The sequence below is a fragment of the Chromobacterium sp. FG89 genome (assembly GCF_057808735.1).
Genome location: NZ_JBMDIQ010000032.1, coordinates 1 through 19,014, shown reverse-complemented (window position 1 = coordinate 19,014; position 19,014 = coordinate 1). Strand labels below are relative to the sequence as shown.

General features: G+C 65.7%; 16 protein-coding genes. 15 read left to right on the top strand and 1 reads right to left on the bottom strand.

Annotated features, from left to right (window positions below):
* Positions 1-122: 122 nt before the first annotated feature.
* The 3 genes from ACODRW_RS22240 (at position 123) to ACODRW_RS22230 (ending at position 4,243) form a co-directional block, all read left to right on the top strand.
* Positions 123-1,166 (top strand): GGDEF domain-containing protein, encoded by a 1,044-nt coding sequence (locus tag ACODRW_RS22240; RefSeq protein WP_486636441.1) that lies wholly within the window; start codon positions 123-125, stop codon positions 1,164-1,166.
* A gap of 88 nt (positions 1,167-1,254) precedes the next feature.
* Positions 1,255-2,475: a DUF2399 domain-containing protein gene (locus ACODRW_RS22235; protein WP_107801597.1), complete on the top strand. Its 1,221-nt coding sequence runs from the start codon at positions 1,255-1,257 to the stop codon at positions 2,473-2,475.
* 331 nt (positions 2,476-2,806) lie between these two features.
* Entirely contained in the window at positions 2,807-4,243 is a 1,437-nt protein-coding gene (locus tag ACODRW_RS22230; protein WP_227106598.1) for a high affinity choline transporter 1, read from the top strand.
* 154 nt (positions 4,244-4,397) lie between these two features.
* On the opposite strand, the gene ACODRW_RS22225 is transcribed toward ACODRW_RS22230, so the two are convergent.
* Complete coding sequence (locus ACODRW_RS22225) at positions 4,398-4,946, bottom strand: cupin domain-containing protein (protein ID WP_107797945.1); 549 nt, start codon at positions 4,944-4,946, stop codon at positions 4,398-4,400.
* A gap of 334 nt (positions 4,947-5,280) precedes the next feature.
* Between ACODRW_RS22225 and ACODRW_RS22220 the strand changes: the two genes are divergently transcribed.
* From ACODRW_RS22220 to ACODRW_RS22165, 12 genes are all read left to right on the top strand, one after another.
* A complete protein-coding gene (locus ACODRW_RS22220; protein WP_488906712.1) occupies positions 5,281-7,668 on the top strand; it encodes a PAS domain-containing sensor histidine kinase in 2,388 nt (795 codons plus the stop codon).
* Positions 7,665-8,294 (top strand): response regulator, encoded by a 630-nt coding sequence (locus ACODRW_RS22215; RefSeq protein ID WP_107797947.1) that lies wholly within the window; start codon positions 7,665-7,667, stop codon positions 8,292-8,294. Before ACODRW_RS22220 ends, ACODRW_RS22215 begins: the two co-directional genes overlap by 4 nt.
* A gap of 147 nt (positions 8,295-8,441) precedes the next feature.
* A complete protein-coding gene (locus ACODRW_RS22210) occupies positions 8,442-9,545 on the top strand; it encodes an ABC transporter ATP-binding protein (RefSeq protein ID WP_107797948.1) in 1,104 nt (367 codons plus the stop codon).
* 40 nt (positions 9,546-9,585) lie between these two features.
* Complete coding sequence (locus ACODRW_RS22205; protein WP_488906711.1) at positions 9,586-10,626, top strand: ABC transporter substrate-binding protein; 1,041 nt, start codon at positions 9,586-9,588, stop codon at positions 10,624-10,626.
* A 79-nt stretch (positions 10,627-10,705) separates the two neighbouring features.
* Entirely contained in the window at positions 10,706-11,515 is an 810-nt protein-coding gene (locus ACODRW_RS22200; RefSeq protein WP_488906710.1) for a class II aldolase/adducin family protein, read from the top strand.
* A 67-nt stretch (positions 11,516-11,582) separates the two neighbouring features.
* A complete protein-coding gene (locus tag ACODRW_RS22195; protein ID WP_253315379.1) occupies positions 11,583-12,611 on the top strand; it encodes an ABC transporter substrate-binding protein in 1,029 nt (342 codons plus the stop codon).
* A gap of 65 nt (positions 12,612-12,676) precedes the next feature.
* Positions 12,677-13,711: an ABC transporter substrate-binding protein gene (locus tag ACODRW_RS22190; RefSeq protein ID WP_488906709.1), complete on the top strand. Its 1,035-nt coding sequence runs from the start codon at positions 12,677-12,679 to the stop codon at positions 13,709-13,711.
* 65 nt (positions 13,712-13,776) lie between these two features.
* Positions 13,777-14,811 (top strand): ABC transporter substrate-binding protein, encoded by a 1,035-nt coding sequence (locus tag ACODRW_RS22185; protein ID WP_107797952.1) that lies wholly within the window; start codon positions 13,777-13,779, stop codon positions 14,809-14,811.
* A gap of 58 nt (positions 14,812-14,869) precedes the next feature.
* Positions 14,870-16,129 (top strand): ABC transporter permease, encoded by a 1,260-nt coding sequence (locus ACODRW_RS22180; protein WP_235084782.1) that lies wholly within the window; start codon positions 14,870-14,872, stop codon positions 16,127-16,129.
* Between the two features lie 40 nt (positions 16,130-16,169).
* A complete protein-coding gene (locus ACODRW_RS22175) occupies positions 16,170-16,997 on the top strand; it encodes an ABC transporter permease (protein ID WP_227106607.1) in 828 nt (275 codons plus the stop codon).
* A 98-nt stretch (positions 16,998-17,095) separates the two neighbouring features.
* Positions 17,096-17,593, top strand: coding sequence for a thiol peroxidase (gene tpx / locus ACODRW_RS22170; protein ID WP_043594076.1), 498 nt, complete (start codon positions 17,096-17,098; stop codon positions 17,591-17,593).
* 268 nt (positions 17,594-17,861) lie between these two features.
* Positions 17,862-18,590 (top strand): substrate-binding periplasmic protein, encoded by a 729-nt coding sequence (locus ACODRW_RS22165; protein ID WP_488906708.1) that lies wholly within the window; start codon positions 17,862-17,864, stop codon positions 18,588-18,590.
* Positions 18,591-19,014: the final 424 nt, after the last annotated feature.

Here is a 19,014-nt window from a genome sequence, read left to right as displayed (position 1 = left end):
ATTATAGCCTCCGGGAGAGCGGGGGGCCAGCCGGCCCCGGAGAGGATTGCATGGGGGCGGTCCAGGCGCCTATACCACAGCAAGACGCGATGTCAGACGCGTGTGGGCGGGAGCATGATGCGATGACGATACCTGCGCCGGTGCGGCCGCTGGAACAAGATTTCGACGCTTATCTGATCGACGCCTTCCAATGGCGCAGCCTGGGCTTTCAGGGGGTGGGGGTGTTGGCCGCGCTGGGCTTTCTGCTGGTGCGCCGCCTGTACGGCGGCATGGTGCCGGGATGGCTGTTTCTGGTGGTGGGCCTGGGTCTGGGCGGCCTGATCCTGCTGCAGATCTGGGCGCGGCGCGGCCGTTCCCTGCTGTTGTGGCAGGTCTTGTTCGCCATTGGCTATTGCCTGGCGATGAAGCGCGCGCTGGATGCCGGCGGCTACGGCGAATTCCTGTTGTTGCCGACGCTGGGCGTGTCCGCGCTGGTGATGTCGATCAGCATGTCCAGCGTATGGCACACCTTGAGCTTCTGGGGGCTGCTGCTGCTGGTGTTCGACCCGGCGCGGGTGTTTCTGCGTTTGGGCGGCGAACAGACGATTTACGGCTTCGGCTTTCTGGCCCTCATCATCGGCGGCATGGTCTTGGTGCATGTGCAGGTGGTGCAAACCCTGCGCAGCAACCACCTGCTGCTGAACAAGCTGCGGCGGCAGGCCTTTTACGATTCGCTGAGCAGCCTGCCCAACCGGCGCTCCTTTTTGCAACAGGCGGAATACGCGCTGGGGCACGAGGACATCGCCTTCTATCTGGCCATCATCGATATCGATCTGTTCAAGTGCATCAACGACACCCACGGCCACGCGGTGGGGGATCAGACGATACGCGATGTCAGCGCCTTGCTGGCCGAAACCTTCCACGATCAGATTTACGGCCGCATCGGCGGCGAGGAGTTCGGCGTGCTGCTGGCGGCGCGCAGCGACGCGGCGGGGCAGGCGCGGCTGGAGTGTTTCCGCCAGCAGGTGCGCGCCGCGCCTTTTTCCCATGGCCAGGTGACGGTCAGCGCCGGCGTTTGCCAAGTGGGGAACGGCGGGCTGCAGCAGGCTTTTCACCGGGCGGATCAGGCCTTGTACCAGGCCAAGGCCGGCGGCCGGGACCGGGTGATCGCCTGGCAAGCGGCTTGAGGGCCGGCTCCCGATACGCGGCGCGGCATTGAATTTCTGGCGGAAAAATGGTCTATTCCTCATCCGCCTTTTCACCGAGTCGCCCGCTATGTCGCATTGGCTGTCCCAGATCGATCCCGATTCCGTTCGCCGCACCCCGCTGGGCGCGCGCGGCCATAATCTGCTGCTGACGCCGCAGGCCGCGCCGCAGCCGCTGTTGCTGAGCCAGGAGGAGCAGGAACTGGTGGACGGCTGGCTCAAATCGCGCCGCAATCGCATGCGTTGGAGCAGCCTGCTCGCGCTGGCGGACAGTCACGCCCTGGCGGCGAACCTGCTGCGCCGGCTCTTGGAGGCCGGCTGGTGCGAGGTGGAGCTGCACGCCGAAACCGGCCTGCGCCTCAGCCAGCTGGAACCGTTCTGGGTGCAATGGCTGGACATGTACGGCCTGCGCCATTTGCTGGGCATGGCCGACGCGCGGCCCCAGACCGAGGTGGTGGAGCTGTGGCGCGGCTGGCAGCCGCGCCATCCGCTGCTGTTGGGCTTGGCGGAAAGCCTGAGCCCGCATCTGCAATCCTCCACGCTGGAGCGCCGGCTGAAGCTGGCCCAGGCGCTGGACCAATGGCTGCTGGACGGCTGCTGGGGCACCGAGCGCCAGTTTTCGCAGCGCGCGCTGGGACGCAGCAAAGCCTTCGGCGCGGCGGACCGGCAATGGCTGGCGGAATTCGGCATCGATCTGGAAGCCTGCGGCATCGCCCGTCACACCCCGCACGTCTTCCTGTCCGGGCCGCTGGGCCTGTGGGCCGGGCAGCAGTGCCTGCTGTCCGCCGCCTTGCTGCAACAAGGCGTGGCGCTGGGGCCGGAGGCCTTGATGAGCGTGAGCGCGGTGGAGGGCGCGATCCGCAGCGTGCGCATCGTGGAGAATCTCAGCGTGTTTCAGACGCTGAGCCAGCAGGCGCTGCCGGTGCTGACCATCTGGGTGCCGGGCCAGCCGCATCAGCGCTGGCGCGAGGCGGTGCGCCATTTATTGACTCTGCTGCGGGTGCCGGTGCAGATCGCCTGCGACCTGGCCCCGTCCGGCATCGCCGTCGCCATGGCCGCCGGCCAGGTGGCGGAGCAGGCCGGACGGCCGTGGTCGCCGTGGCGGATGCAGCCGGAGCAACTGACCCTGGCCAACGGCGCCCAGCCCTTGAGCGAGGCGGAGCAGGCGCAGCTGGCGCGCCTGATGGGCGGCGGCCTGCCGCCCTTGCTGCACGGCCTGGCGATGGAGATGCAGGAGAAGCAGTGCAAGGTGGAGCAAGAGGCGCTGTTCATCGAGGACTGGGGGGACTGAGCGCCGGCCGTCCGGCCCGCTGAAAACGGGCGCGGAAATCCGGCTTGGCCGACGGGCGGGCGGCGGAAAATACCGGCGGGCGGCGGCGCGCCGGCAATGACATTCGGGCAAATTGGGGCGGGTGTGAAAAAACTGCCCGGCGATGGGTACACAGCGGGAAAAAGCTGCGTTATCATCGCCCCCCAAACCCTTGATGGCAAAGGCAAGATATCAGGGTTTTCAGGAATTGAGAGAGGCTGGCGGGGTGTCAGGCACCCCCGCCGGCCTCTTGCTTTTGGGCCGCCGTTTTGGCGCGTGCGCGCGCCGCCAGAAGAAGAGGAATATCCTTCCCATGTTGATTGGCTTCGTCGTCGTCTATCTGCTGCTGTCCGTGGGCATCGGCCTCTACGCCGCCACCCGGGTGCGCAACGCCCGCGATTTCGCCGTGGCCGGCCGCAGCCTGCCGTTTCCCATCGTCACCGCCATGGTGTTCGCCACCTGGTTCGGCTCGGAGGCGGTGCTGGGCATTCCGGCCACCTTCATCGACAAGGGCTTCGCCGGCATCGTCGAAGACCCGTTCGGCTCCTCGATGTGTTTGGTGCTGGTGGGCCTGTTGTTCGCGCGGCCGCTGTACCGGCTCAATCTGCTGACCATAGGCGACTTCTACAAGCAGCGCTTCGGCCGCAATGTGGAGCTGTTCGTGTCGCTGTGCATCATCGCCTCCTACCTGGGCTGGGTGGCGGCGCAGCTGACCGCGCTGGGCGTGGTGTTCAACGTGCTGTCCCAGGGCGCGATCAGCGCCAACGCCGGCATGTTGCTGGGCGCGGGCATCGTGCTGGTGTACACGCTGTTCGGCGGCATGTGGTCGGTGGCGCTGACCGACTTTTTCCAGATGACGGTGATCGTCGCCGGCCTGCTTTATCTGACCTGGTTGATCGGCGACATGGCCGGCGGCCCGGTCAAGGTGTTGCAGCACGCGGCGGCGCAGGACAAGTTCACCATGATTCCCAGCATGGCGCCCAAGGACGTGGTCGGCTTCGTCGGCGCCTTGCTGACCATGATGTTGGGCTCCATTCCGCAGCAGGATATCTTCCAGCGGGTGATGTCGGCCAAGAACGAGAACGTCGCCGCGCGCGCGTCCATCGTCGGCGGCGGCCTGTATCTGACCTTCTGCATGCTGCCCATCTTCATCGGCTTCGCCGCCACGCTGATCGATCCGACCATGGTGAGCCGCTGGATGCAGCAGGACGCGCAGATGATTCTGCCCAGCCTGATCCTGGAGCGCACGCCGCTGTTCGCGCAGGTGATGTTCTTCGGCGCGCTGCTGTCCGCCATCATGTCCACCGCGTCCGGCACCTTGCTGGCGCCGTCGGTGACCTTTACCGAGAACGTGCTCAGCCGTTTCATCCCGGTGATGTCGGACCGCCAGTTCCTGCTGGCGATGCGGCTGACCGTGGTGGGCCTGGCCATCGTCACCACGGTGTTCGCGCTCTTGTCCGACGCCACCATCTACGAGATGGTGGGCAACGCCTACAAGGTGACGCTGGTGTCGGCGGTGGCGCCGCTGTTCGCCGGTCTGTTCTGGAAGCGCTCCACGCCGCAGGGCGCCTTGCTGGCCATTGCGCTGGGTCTGGGCAGCTGGCTGGCGCTGGACTGGTTCGGCCCGGCGGATCCGTTCTGGCCGCCGCAGCTGGTGGGCCTGGGCTTCAGCATTGTCGGCATGGTGGCCGGCAGCCTGCTGCCGCAGCGGCTGGGGCGGCAGGCTTTGGCGGGGATGGGCCGGGCCTGACCCGGCCTTAGAGCCTGTTTACGATCTCGCGAGCCAAGGCGATACAAGGCGAAAGCGGCCGAGAACGCGGAATGGCCATACGGTAGATGGGCATTTCAAAGCGGTACTCACCGTGTAAGGCGTCCTCGACGCACAGCGGATCGTAAACGGATTATCAGAAGTTGGCCGGGGTGTTGGCGCTGATGATCTCCGCCTCGTCCGGCCCGATATTGCGGAATTTGTGCGGCAGGGTGCTGGGGAAGTAATAGCCGTCCCCGGCGGAGAGGATGCTGATGTGGCCGTCCACGGTCAGCTCCACGCTGCCGCGCACCACTACGCCGCACTCCTCGCCTTCCGGATGGGTGATCATTTCCTTGCCGGTGTCCGCGCCCGGCGAATACAGCTCGCGCAGCATGCGCATCTGGCGATTGGGATTGGACGCGCCGATGATCAGCAGCTTCAGGCCGTCTCGGCCCAGATCCGGCTGTTGTTCGCGGCGGAAGGTGTAAGGGTCGCTGGGCGGCGGTTCGCCAAAGGTCAGGAATTCGGTCAGCGTCATGGGGAAACCCTGAATCAGCTTCAATAGCGAACTGATGGACGGGCTGACCCGGTTCTGTTCTATCAGCGAGATGGTGGCGTTGGCCATGCCGGCCCGTTTCGCCAGCTCGCGTTGAGACAGCGCGAAGTGCTCGCGCACTTGTTTGACGCGTAATCCAATATCCATGCCTGTAACCTCGGTGGCGTGCCCTTGTCGGCCTCTGCTTAGTATTTTCGACAATTTTTCGAATAGCGTCACAGTATACTGATGTCGCCGCCGGCGATGCAGAGCAATTCGCGTTTTCCGGCCGGCGGCGGCGCATTTTCGAAGCCTGGGACCATTCTCCGGGCCGTCGCCGCGTCTGCCCGCGTTCTCAATCCTCCCGTCGCCGTCCCGCCAGGCCCGTCGCCTGCGCCGCTTGCCACAGACTTTCCCGCTTTGTGTTTGATTTTTTAGACAGCGTCGCCGCGCTGCCACAGTATGGTGGCATGCGCGCCGTCCGGCGCGCCGGAGAGACGCATTGAGAGCCTTATTGTGGATGGCGGGATGGGCGGCGCTATGGCTGGCGCCGGCGAGCTGGGCGCTGAGCCTGTCGACGGCGGAGCGGGACTGGCTGAGCCGGCACCCGGTGCTGCGGGTGGGCGTGGTGCCGCAAGCGCCGTACGCGGTGCTGGACGCGCGCCGGCAGGCGCTGAGCGGCGCGCATGTGGAACTGATGAACCGGCTGGCCGCCGAATTGGGCCTCAAACTGGCCTGGACCTTCTATCCGAACAAGACGCAGTTGAGCGCGGCGGCGCGGGCGGGGCGGGTGGATGTCGCGCCCGGCCTGGAACAAACCCCGGCCGGCTTGCGTTACTGGCTGTTTTCCGGCCCCTTCCTGCGCATCCCCTACAAACTGGTCGGGCGCGGCGAGCCGGCGGCGGCGCTGGAACTGGAACAGCTGCCGGACAGCGCGCGGGTGGCGGTGCTCGAACCGGGCGCGGCGGCGGCCTTTCTGACCGCCAATTATCCGGCCTTGCGGCGCTTGCCGGCCGGCTCGGACCGCAACGCGCTGCAGCAGGTGCAGCAGCAGCGGGCGGATTACGCGGTGGTGGACGAGGCGCAGCTGAACCAGCTGCTGCGCGAGCCGGAATTCTCGCACTTGCGCGCGGTGGGCGACAGCGGCGCCACCCGGCTGCTGCGGGTGGCGTCGCGGCAGGACTGGCCGCAGCTGGCGATGCTGCTGGACCGGGCCTTGAGCGCGCTGCCGGCCTCGCAGCGCGGCCATCTCTACACGCGCTGGGTGCAGGCGGAGCCGACGCCGCTGGCCGATAGCCTGCCGTTTTGGCGCAGGCTGAGCCAGGTCTCGCTGCTGCTCATCCTGCTCTTGGCCGGCGCTTTGTTGTGGCAGGGCCGGCAGCAGCGGCAGTCGCGGCAAGCGCTGGCGGCGGCGCGGCAGGCGCTGGCCCAGCGGGAAGCCGGTGCCGAGGCCTTGCGGCTGACCCAGTTCTCGGTGGATCACAGCACGGTGGGCATTCTGTGGCTGAACTGGGAAGGCCGGCTGCGTTACGCCAATCAGGCCGCGCTGGCGATGCTGGGGTGCGCGGAGGCGGAGGCGGTGGGGCAGCCGCTGTCTCGCTTCCAGCCGGGCTTGGACATGGACGGCTGGCTGGACTTGTGGGGCCGGGCGCGGAGCCGGGGCCTGCTGCAGTTTGAAACCGATAGCCTGCGCGCCGACGGCGGCAGCCTGCCGCTGGACGTCTCGCTCAGTTTTCTGCGCTTCGGCGGCGCCGACTACCTGGTGGCCTTTATGCACGACGTCACCGAAAAGCGGCAGGCGCGCGCCGCCCTGCGGGAGAGCGAGGCGCGTTTCAAGGGCATTGCCGGCAATGTGCCGGGCCTGGTGTTCCGGCTGGAGCGCGCCGACGCGGCGGAAGACCCGCGGCTGGCCTTCGTCAGCGAGGCCAGCCTGGCGCTGACCGGCTACCCGGCCGCGGACTTGCTGGCGCGGCCGGAGGGCTTGCAAGCGCTGGCGCACCCTGAGGACGCCGCGGCGCTGCGCGACAGCTGGCGGGCGGCCTGGCGCGAGCAGCGCGACTGGAGCTGGCAGGGCCGGATTCTGACCCGGGACGGCGCGGAGCGCTGGGCCGATCTGCGCGCCAGCGCCCGCCGCCACGGCGCGACGGGCATGGTGTGGGATGGCATCCTGTGGGATATCAGCGCCGGCAAGCGCAATGAACTGGAGCTGAGCGCGTCGCGCGCCATGCTGCGCGATCTGGCCGCCCACCTCGAAACGGTGCGCGAGGAGGAAAAAGCCCATATCGCGCGCGAGGTGCACGACGAGCTGGGCCAGGTGCTGACCGTGCTCAAGCTGGAAACCTCGATGCTGGAACTGAGCCTGGGGCGGCCGGAGGGCGCGGCGGCGGAGCGGCTGGCCAGCATCAAGAAGCTGATCGCCCAGACCTTCGCCCTGGTCCGCGACGTGGCCACCGCGCTGCGGCCGCCCATCCTGGACGCGGGCCTGGCCTCGGCGGTGGAATGGCAGGCGCGCCGCTTCGAGGCCCGCAGCGGCATACCCTGTCTGGTGCTGGTGCCGGACACGCCGCTGCGCCTGGACGACGCCAAGGCGGTGGGCCTGTTCCGGGTATTGCAGGAGGCGCTGACCAATGTGATGCGCCACGCCGAGGCTCACACGGTGACGCTGCACTTGCAGGCCTTGCCGGGAGAACTGGTGCTGAGCATTATCGACGACGGCAAAGGCTTCGAGCGGCGGCCGGGGGAAGCGGGCAGTTCCTACGGCCTGGTGGGCATGCGCGAGCGCCTGCTGATGTTCGGCGGCGGCCTGGACGTGGCCAGCGCGCCGGGACAGGGCTGCAGTTTGACGGCCCGGCTGCCCTTGCGGCCGGATGAAGGGGAGGAGAAGACATGATTCGAGTGATTGTGGCGGAAGACCACACCATCGTGCGCGAAGGCATCAAGCAGTTGATCGGCCTGGCCGACGATTTGCAAGTGGTCGGCGAAGCCGCCCACGGCGCCGCGGTGTTCGACGCCTTGCGCGCCGCCGCCTGCGATGTGCTGCTGCTGGATATTTCCATGCCGGGCCTGAGCGGCCTGGACGTGATCCCGCGCTTGCGGGCGCTGGCGCAGCCGCCGGCCATCCTGGTGCTGTCCATGCACGACGAGGTGCAGATGGCGGCGCGTGCGCTCAAGGCCGGCGCCGCCGGCTACGCCACCAAGGACAGCGATCCGGCGCTGCTGCTGACCGCGATCCGCAAGGTGGCCGGCGGCGGCCGCTACATCGACCCGCAACTGGCGGACCGGCTGGTGTTCGAAGTCAATCTCAGCGACGAGCGGCCGCCGCACGCCCAGTTGTCCGAGCGCGAGTTCCAGGTGTTCCAGCGCCTGGCGCAGGGGGCCAACGTCAACGAGGTGGCGCAGCTGCTGGCGATCAGCGCCAAAACCGTCAGCACCCACAAGGTCAGGCTGATGCAGAAGCTGCGCGCGCAGTCGCTGGCGGATTTGGTGCGCTACGCGATCGAGCATCAGCTGTTTTAACGCGCTTGGCTGCTGCGGCGCACTAAGAATTTCCCTACAGCGCGCGCCGTTTATCCCGACGGCAAAATCCGCCGCCCGCCGATGGCGGGCGCGCGCCGCGCTCCCTAGCATGGTTGGCGTACGCATTCACTTTCAGGTGTCGCCGCCATGTCCGCAGCCAGCGATGTGCTTGTCCGCTTCCTCAACGTCCAGAAAAGCTATGACGGCGAAAACCTCATCGTCAAAAACCTGAACCTGGACATCCGCCGCGGCGAATTCCTCACCCTGCTGGGGCCGTCCGGCTCCGGCAAGACCACCAGCCTGATGATGCTGGCCGGTTTCGAAACCCCCACCGGCGGCGAGATCCAACTGGCCGGCCGCTCCCTCAACCGGGTGCCGCCGCACAAGCGCAACATCGGCATGGTGTTCCAGAACTACGCCTTGTTCCCGCACATGACGGTGGCGGAAAACCTGGCCTTCCCGCTGTCGGTGCGCGGGGTGTCCAAGGCGGACATCCAGGACAAGGTGAAGCGGGCGCTGGCCATGGTGCAGCTGGACGCCTTCGCCGGCCGCTATCCGGGCCAGATGTCGGGCGGCCAGCAGCAGCGGGTGGCGCTGGCGCGCGCGCTGGTGTTCGAACCGCAGCTGGTGCTGATGGACGAACCGCTGGGCGCGCTGGACAAGCAATTGCGCGAACACATGCAGATGGAGATCAAGCATCTGCATCAGCGGCTGGGCGTCACCGTGGTCTACGTCACCCACGATCAGGGCGAGGCGTTGACCATGTCGGACCGGGTGGCGGTGTTCCATCAGGGCGAAATCCAGCAGATCGACGCGCCGGCCCAGCTCTACGAGCGGCCGGACAACGCCTTCGTCGCCAACTTCATCGGCGAGAACAATCGCTTGCCAGGCACCCTGCTGAGCCAGGACGGCGAGCGCTGCCTGGTGGAACTGGAGCGCGGCGAAAGGGTGACGGCGCTGGCGGTGAAGGTGGGCGAGGCCGGCAGCCCGGTGTCGCTGTCCATCCGCCCCGAACGCATCCTGCTCAACGGCCATAGCGAGCGCTGCGACAACCGCTTCTCCGGCCGGGTGGCCGAATTCATCTACCTGGGCGACCACGTGCGCGTGCGCATGGAGGTGTGCGGCAAGCCCAACTTCTTCGTCAAACAAGCCATCGCCGAACTGGACGCCACGCTCGCCGTCGGTGACGTGGTGCCGCTGGGCTGGCAGGTGGAGCATGTGCGCGCGCTCGATCCGCTGGTTCACGAATAGCAAGGCGCGACGCCGCTCCCTTTGCACAGGAGGACCTGGAATGTCTGCAAGCATCAAGCTGGCCGTCACGGCCCTGGGTTTGGCTTTCGCGGGCCAAGCCATGGCGGCCGCTCTGACCGTGATCTCGTTCGGCGGCGCGGGAAAGTCCGCCCAGGACAAGGCGTATTACCGCCCCTTCCAGCGGGAGACCGGCATCAAGGTGATCGGGGCGGAATACAACGGCGAGATGGCCAAGATCAAGGCCATGGTGGATAGCCGCAGCGTGTCGTGGGATGTGGTCGAAGTCGAGCCGGCGGCGCTGGCGCGCGGCTGCGACGAAGGCCTGTTCGAAAAGCTGGATTACAGCAAGATCGGCAAGCCCGCGGATTTTCTCGCCGGCGCGGTGCAAAGCTGCGGGATAGGCATGAACGTCTGGTCCATCGTCCTGGCCTACAACGCCGACAAGCTGAAAACGGCGCCGGCCGGCTGGAAGGATTTCTGGGACGTGAAGACCTTCCCGGGCAAGCGCGGCCTGCGCAAGGGCGCGCAGGACAATCTGGAGTTCGCGCTGATGGCGGACGGCGTCGCCCCGAAGGACGTTTACAAGGTGCTGGCCACGCCGGCGGGCGTCGATCGGGCCTTCCGCAAGCTGGACCAGCTCAGGCCGAACATCCAGTGGTGGGAAGCCGGCTCCCAGCCGCCGCAGTTTCTGGTTTCGGGCGATGTGGTGATGAGCTCGGCCTATAACGGCCGCATTTCCGAAGCGAGGAAGGAAGGCAAGAACCTGAAGGCGGTCTGGAACGGCTCGGTTTACAACTACGACTACTGGGCGATTCCCAAGGGCAGCCCGCGCAAGGACGACGCGCTGAAGTTCATCCGCTTCGCCACGCAGCCGGCCAATCAGAAAGTCTATGCCGACACCATCGATTATGGCGTCACCCACCGCAAGGCGATCCAGATGCTGGACGCGACAAGGAGCCGGGATCTGCCGACCTCGCCGCGGAATCTCGCGGTGGCGTTGAGCGAGGACACGGCGTTTTGGGTGGACAGGAGCGAGGAGCTCGAGCAGCGCTTCAACGCCTGGGTGGCCAAGTCCAAGTAAGCGCGGTTGCCGCGGCGCCCGCCGGCGTCGCCAGTTGGCCCCCCGGATGGGGGCGGATGCACAACACACCGAGGTCATGATGGAACGCTCAGCAAAGCTCAGCCCTGCCCCGCAGCAAGCCGCCCAGCCCGTGGAGTCGGAAGGGGAGCGGCAACTACGTCGAGAACTGGCGGCCTGTTATCGGCTGATCGCGCACTTTCGCATGAGCGATCTGATCTCGACGCATATCTCGGTGCGCTTGCCAGGGCCGGAACACCATTTCCTGATCAACCCCTACGGGCTGATGTTCGACGAAATCACCGCGTCCAGCCTGGTCAAGATCGGTCTCGACGGCCGGGCGCTGGACGAGAACGACGCCCTGGTCAATCCGGCCGGCTTCGTCATCCACAGCTCCATCCACTCGGCAAGACCGGATGCCCAGTGCGTGCTGCACACCCATACCCGGGCCGGCTGCGCGGTGGCGGCGCTGGCGGAGGGCTTGTTGCCGGTGAACCAGATGTCGATGGAGTTCTACGGGAAGGCGGCGTACCACGATTACGAAGGCATCGCCCTGGACCTCAACGAGCAGGCGCGCCTGGTGCGGGATCTGGGCGACAAGCCGGTGCTGATCCTGCGCAACCACGGCTTGCTGACCGTGGGGGAGACGGTCAAGCAGGCTTTCCTGCGTATGTACTACCTGGAGAAGGCCTGCGACATCCAGCTGAGCGCGCAGGCGGCCGGAGCCTTGCGCCTGCCGTCCGTGGCGGTTTGCCGGCGGACCGAGCGCCAGTTCAACGAGCCGGAGCGCGAGGTGGGCGAGCGGGAGCTGAAGGACGATATGTTCGTCGACCTGGCCTGGGCGGCGCTGCTGCGCCTGCTGGACCGGCTCGATCCCGGCTACAAACTTTGACCGGGACGGGCGGCTGCCGCGGCCCGGCCAGCGGGCAAGCGGCGTTGACATAAAGGAGGTAGGGGTCATGGCGATACACGGTAAATCCTTGCTTCTGGCTTGCGCCGCGCTGGCGGCCAGTCAGGCGCAGGCGCTGACCATCGTGTCATTCGGCGGCGCCAACCAGGCGGCCCAGGTTCAGGCCTATTACCAGCCCTTCCAGCGCGCCACCGGCATCAAGGTGCTGGCCGGCGAGTACAACGGCGAAATGGCCAAGGTCAAGGCGATGGTGGCGGCGCGGAGCGTGTCCTGGGACGTGCTGGAGGTGGAAGCGCCGGAACTGGCGCGGGGCTGCGACGAAGGCTTGTTCGAAAAGCTGGACCCGGCGCTGGCCGGCGCGCGCGCAGAGGTGGTTGATGGCGCGCTGCAACCCTGCGGCATCGGCCTCTTCGTCTGGTCCAATGTGCTGGCTTACAGCGCGGACAAGCTGAAGACCGCGCCGCGCGGCTGGGCCGATTTCTGGGACGTGAAGCGCTACCCGGGCAAGCGCGGCATGCGCAAGAGCGCCAAATACACTTTGGAGATCGCTCTGCTGGCCGATGGCGTTGCCGCCAAGGACGTGTATCGCCTGCTGGCCACGCCGGCCGGCGTGGAGCGCGCCTTCAAGAAGCTGGCCCAGCTCAAACCTTATATCCAGTGGTGGGAGGCCGGCGCGCAGCCGCCGCAATACCTGGCCTCCGGCGATGTGGCGATGAGCTCGGCCTACAACGGCCGCATCGCCTCGGCCCAGCAAGAGGGCCGGAATCTGAAGATAGTTTGGGACGGCAGCCTGTATGACTTTGTCTACTGGGCCATCCCCAAGGGCGCGCAACAGGGCGCGGCGGCAAGGCGTTTCATCGCTTTCGCCAGCCGGCCGGAAGCCCAGGCGGCGTATTCGCGACAGATGGCCTATGGCCCGATCAATCGCCAGGCGATGGCGTTGTTGGCGCCGGCGCGACAACTCGAACTGCCCACCGCGCCGGCAAACCTGCAAAGCGCGGTACGGGTGGATTCCAACTTTTGGGCCGATCACGGCGAAAGCCTGGAGCAGCGCTTCAATGCCTGGGCCCTGCGTTGATGGTCGGTTTTGAAAGCCGCGCCGGCCTGGCCGGCGTCACGATGCAGCCAATAAGGAGAATGAGGATGGCAGTTGGACAAGGGTTCATCCTGCTGGGCGCCGCGCTGGCATTGGCCGGCGCCGCCCAGGCCCGGGATCTGACCGTGATTTCCTTTGGCGGCGCCAGCAAGGCGGCGCAGACCAAGGCCTATTACCAGCCGTTTCAGCAAGCCACCGGCATCAAGATCCTGGCCGGCGAGTACAACGGCGAAATGGCCAAGCTCAAGGCCATGGTGGACACCAAGAGCGTGTCCTGGGACGTGCTGGAAGTCGAATCGCCGGAGCTGGCGCGCGGCTGTGACGAAGGGCTGCTGGAGCGGCTGGATTACGCGCGCATCGGCAATAAGGCGGATTTCCTGCCGGGCGCGGCCCAAGCCTGCGGCATCGGCACCCTGGTCTGGTCCACCGCGCTGGCTTACAACGCGGACAAACTCAAGACCGCGCCGCGCGGCTGGGCCGATTTCTGGGACGTGAAGCGTTATCCCGGCAAGCGCGGCATGCGCAAGGGCGCCAAATACACTTTGGAGATCGCTCTGCTGGCCGACGGCGTTCCGGCCAAGGACGTGTATCGCCTGCTGGCCACGCCGGCCGGCGTGGAGCGCGCCTTCAAGAAGCTGGCCCAGCTCAAGCCGCATATCCAGTGGTGGGAAGCCGGCGCGCAACCGCCGCAATACCTGGCCTCCGGCGACGTGGTGATGAGTTCCGCCTACAACGGCCGCATCGCCGCGGCGCAGAAAGAGGGCAAGAAACTGAAAATCGTCTGGGACGGCAGCCTGTACGACTTCGACTCCTGGGCCATTCCCAAGGGCTCGCCCAACAAGGACGCCGCTTACCGCTTCATTGCCTTCGCCAGCAAGCCGGAAAACCAGAAAGTGTATTCCCAGAACATCAGCTACGGACCCAGCAATCAGAAAGCCTTGGCGCTGCTGGACAAGGCGGAAGTGTCGGAGCTGCCCACCGCGCCGCAGAACATGAGGAATGCCTTGAAGGTGGATATAGAGTTTTGGGCCGACCACGGCGAAAGCCTGGAGCAGCGCTTCAATGCCTGGGCCCTGCGCTGATGGTTGGTTTTGAAAGCCACGCCGGCCTGGCCGGCGTCACGATGCAGTCAACAAGGAGAATGAGGATGGCGTTTAAACAAAAATGCATGCTGCTGGGCGCCGCGCTGGCTTTGGCCGGCGCGGCTTCGGCCAAGGATTTGACGGTGATTTCCTACGGCGGCGCCAACAAGGACGCCCAGGCCAAGGCTTATTACGCGCCCTTCCAGAAGAGCAGCGGGCTCAAGCTGGTCAGCGGCGAATACAACGGCGAAATGGCCAAGCTCAAGGCCATGGTGGACACCAAGAGCGTGTCCTGGGACGTGTTGGAAGTGGAGTCGCCGGAACTGGTGCGCGGCTGCGACGAAGGTCTGCTGGAGCGGCTGGATTACGCGCGCATCGGCAATAAGGCCGACTTCGTGCCCGGCGCGGCCCAGCCCTGCGGCATCGGCATCTTCGTCTGGTCCACCGCGCTGGCCTACAACGCCGACAAGCTGAAGACCGCGCCGGCCGGCTGGAAGGATTTCTGGGACCTGAAGAAATTCCCCGGCAAGCGCGGCCTGCGCAAGGGCGCCAAGGGCACGCTGGAGATTGCGCTGCTGGCCGACGGCGTGGCCGCCAAGGATGTCTATCCGGCGCTGGGCACGCCGGCCGGCGTGGACCGCGCCTTCAAGAAGCTGGACCAGATCAAGCCCTATCTGCAGTGGTGGGAGGCCGGCGCGCAGCCGCCGCAGTACCTGGCCTCCGGCGATGTGGTGATGAGCTCCGCCTTCAACGGCCGCATCGCGGTGGCGCGCAAGGAGGGCAAGAATCTGAAAGTGGTGTGGAACGGCAATCTCTACGACTTCGATTACTGGTCGATTCCCAAGGGCACGCCCAAGCGCGACCAGGCTTACCAGTTCATCGCCTTCGCCAGCAAGCCGGAAAACCAGAAGGTTTATTCGCAGAACATCGCCTACGGTCCCAGCAACAAGCGGGCGATTCCGCTGCTGGACAAGAACGAGCTGCCGGATTTGCCGACCGCGCCGCAGAACATCAAGGACGCGCTGAAGATCAATCTGGAGTTCTGGGCCGACCACGCGGAGAACCTAGAGCAGCGTTTCAACGCCTGGGCGGCGAAGTAGGGCGCTCATCCTTCATTTAGCGGAGGCCGCCTTTCGGCGGCCATAACGGAGTAAGGCCATGACGGCTTCCACGGTATCCCATTCCCGCGCGTCCGCGCCGGACGAGCGGCCTCTGAAGGCGCGGCTGGCCCGGGCGGAGCGGCTGGGCAAGCTCAAGTCGCTGGCGCTGGTGTCGCCGCTGCTGCTGTTCTTGCTGCTGACTTTCATCGTACCCATCGGCGCGCTGCTGTTGCGCAGCGTGGACAACCCGGAAGTGGCGGGTTCGCTGCCGCGCACGGTGCGGGCGCTGGCGGCCTGGGACGGCAAATCGCTGCCGCCGGAGGCGGCTTACCGCGCGCTGGTCGACGATGTGCGGCTGGCCGGCGAGCGCCAGACGCTGGGCGATCTGGGCAAGCGGCTGAACATGGAGGTGCCCGGCTACCGCAGCCTGCTGGGCAAGACCTCGCGCGCCTTGCCGCTGGAGCCGGCGCCGGCCTCATTCAAGCAGGCGCTGACCGAGCTGGACGAACGCTGGGGCGACCCGGCCTACTGGCTGGCGATACGCCGCAACCAGTCCGCCTACACGCCGTATTATCTGCTGGCGGCGCTGGATCACCGCATCGACGACCTGGGCGAACTCAGCCGCGCGATGCCGGATCAGGGCATTTACCTGAGCGTGTTCGCCCGCACGTTCTGGATGAGCCTGGTGGTGACCGCGCTGTGCCTGCTGCTGGCCTATCCGCTGGCCTATCTCTTGGCCAGCCTGCCCACGCGCCGCAGCAATCTGCTGATGATCATGGTGCTGCTGCCGTTCTGGACCTCGGTGCTGGTGCGGGTGGCCGCCTGGATCGTGCTGCTGCAGTCCGGCGGCCTGATCAACGCCGCCTTGCTGAGCCTGGGCCTGATCGAGCAGCCGCTGCAGCTGGTGTTCAACCGCGTCGGCGTCTACATCGCCATGGTGCACATCCTGCTGCCCTTCATGATTCTGCCCATCTACAGCGTGATGAAGGGCATCTCTCCCAGCTATCTGCGCGCGGCGATCTCGCTGGGCTGCCACCCCTTCGCCGGCTTCTGGCGGGTGTACGCGCCGCAGACCGTGGCCGGGGTGGGCGCCGGCTGCCTGCTGGTGTTCATCCTGTCCATAGGCTATTACATCACCCCGGCCTTGCTGGGCAGCCCCAACGACCAGATGGTCAGCTATTTCGTCGCCTTCTACACCAACACCACCATCAACTGGGGCATGGCCACCGCGCTGGGCGGCCTGCTGTTGGCGGCCACCTTGCTGCTGTACGCGGTCTACCACCGGCTGGTGGGCAGCGAACGGCTGCGGCTGGGCTGAACCGCCGCCTGGACCCAACCGATACTGGAGAGCCAAACCGATGCCAAGCCATCACACCTTGCCGGAAGAACGGCTGTGGTTTTACCTGCACCGCCTGCTGGGCGGCCTGACGCTGCTGTTCCTGGTGCTGCCGGTGCTGGTGATCATCCCGCTGTCTTTCAACGCCAGCGCCTTCCTGGTCTATCCGCTCAGCGGCTTTTCCCTGCGCTGGTATCAGGAGTTCTTCTCCTCGGCGGAGTGGATGCGCGCCTTGCAGAACAGCCTGATCGTCGCGCCGCTGGCCACCGTGCTGGCGATGACGCTGGGCACGCTGGCCGCCGTCGGTCTGACCCGCGCCGAATTTCCCGGCAAGGGCCTGCTGATGGCGGTGTTGATCTCGCCCATGGTGGTGCCGGTGGTGATCGTCGGCGTGGCTGGCTATCTGTTCTTCGCGCCCCTGGGCATGGACAACAGCTATCTGACGCTGGTGCTGCTGCACGCGGCGCTGGGCGTGCCCTTTGTGGTGATCACCGTCAGCGCCACGCTGCAGGGCTTCAACCGCAATCTGGTGAGGGCCGCCGCCAGCCTGGGCGCGTCGCCGCTGCGGGTGTTCTTCAAGGTGACGTTGCCGCTGATCGCGCCGGGGGTGATTTCCGGCGCGCTGTTCGCCTTCGGCACCTCCTTCGACGAGGTGGTGGTGACGCTGTTCGTCGCCGGGCCGGGCCAGGCGACGCTGCCGCGGGCGATGTTCGGCGGCATACGCGAAAACCTCAGCCCCGCCATCGCCGCGGCGGCCACGCTGTTGATCGGGTTTTCGGTGCTGATGCTGCTGACGCTGGAGTGGCTGCGCGGCCGTGCCGAGCGGCTGCGCAGCCGGCCCGGGGTCTGAATACCGGCTTGGCCCTACTTTGGGAGGGGTTGAATTTCAGCCAAGCTGCCGCACACTAGGAGGCATTCACCCCCTGAAACCAAATGAGGAATTCCCACATGGCTACCGTTACTCTGCGCGGCAATCCGGTTGAAGTGGCTGGCGCGCTGCCGGCCAAGGGCCAGCAAGCCCCGGCCCTGACCCTGACCTCCGCCGATCTGGCCGAAGTCAAACTGGACAACTACGCCGGCAAGAACAAGGTGCTGAACATTTTCCCGAGCGTGGACACGCCGACCTGCGCGATGTCGGTGCGCAAGTTCAACGAACGCGCGGCCAAGCTGGCCGACACCGTGGTGCTCTGCGTTTCCGCCGACCTGCCGTTTGCGCAGAAGCGCTTCTGCGGCGCCGAGGGCATCGACAATGTGGTGACCCTGTCCACCTTCCGCAACCCGCAGTTCGCCGCCGACTACGGCGTCAAGCTGGCCTCCGGCCCGCTGGCCGGCCTGACCGCCCGCGCGGTGGTGGTGCTGGACAAGGACAACAAGGTGCTGCACAGCGAGCTGGTGGCCGAGATCGGCGAAGAGCCGAACTACGACGCCGCGCTGGCCGCGCTGTAAGCGACGTTGCCGCAGACCAAACCCGCCGGTGTGAATCGGCGGGTTTTTTGCGTCCCGGCTCCGGCGCCAATCCGCCATCAGGTCAAAATAATCCTATAGTGGATCCATCACAGCGGTTTTAAATCTTTATCTTCACAAGATTCGACCTTAAGCCCTGTGACAAAGGCGCTGCCCATCCCGCTTAACGGCCCACGTTCTTATGCCCCCCATGCTCAAACGACACAAGGCGTCATGCTTGCTTGCATTACGGAATGCCTCTGGAGGACTCATGGCTAAGCGGCTGCTCTTTACCCTCTTATTGCTGGGGGGCGCGCCATGCTGCTTGGCGGAGCAGCTTCTATCCCTGCAGTATCGGGACAAACCGCCCTACAGCTATAGCCAAAATGGAAAACCGGCCGGTTTTTTATTGGAGCGGACCATTGAAATTTTACACCGCGCGGCTGTGCCGGCGGAGTTTGAGGAAGTGCCTGCCAAACGCATTCTCAGTAATATTCAAGCCAATAAGAAATTGATTTGCTCCCCAGGCTGGTATAAAACCCCTGAGCGCGAGGCCTTTGCCTTGTTTTCATCGGCCATTCACCAAGACAAGCCGCACCTGATATTGGCGAACGTCAAATCCGCGAAAAACATCCAGAAATTGGGCACGTTAAAAGCGCTGTTCGCCAGCCATGAATTCAAGCTTGGCAAAGTTTCCGGCGTGTCTTACGGCACAGAATTGGATGCGATGATTGATCATGCCGCCGCTGCCGTGATGGATTCGACGGTGACACCGGGCGAACTGGCTCAAATGATCGTCTCTCAGCGTGCCGACTATATGCTGATCGATGTCGAGGATTACAAATTTCTGCTGCAGAAAAAAGAAATCGATTCAACAAAGTTGACGATTTTGACATTCAAGGACATTCCCGAGGGGCTTAAGCGCTACATTATGTGCAGCAAGCAGGCCAGTCCCGAGCTTATGCAGCGGATTGATCAATCCATACACCTCCCTCCCTGATCCTGCCTGCGGCTATCCCGCGCGCGCTGTTTCCTGCCGGCGTCCTCCCTTGACGGTCTTCACCAGCCTGTTTAGGCTTGGTCCCGCGTCGTGCCCAATCACACGGCGCAGGGTTTGCAGGCCCATCATTTAACTCTCCCGCAGACACAACGGTCCGCTTTGGCGCCGTTACGTCTGCTGCCACGCCGTACCCATTCGGGGCGGGCCGTGGCAGGGAGCCTTCGGGCTGCCGGTTTTGGTAGAGTTAGCCGGTCCTGCAACCTTGTCACGTGCCTGCCTCAGCCTCGTCTGAGCAGGTTTCCAAAGCTGACATGGAGACCGTGATGACCTTTTCCACCTTTCCCCCCGCGATGCCCCCTCCCGCCTGTTCCCATGGCGCAGGAGAACGCCCCGAGCCCGCCGCCGCGCCGGTGATGGAGCAACT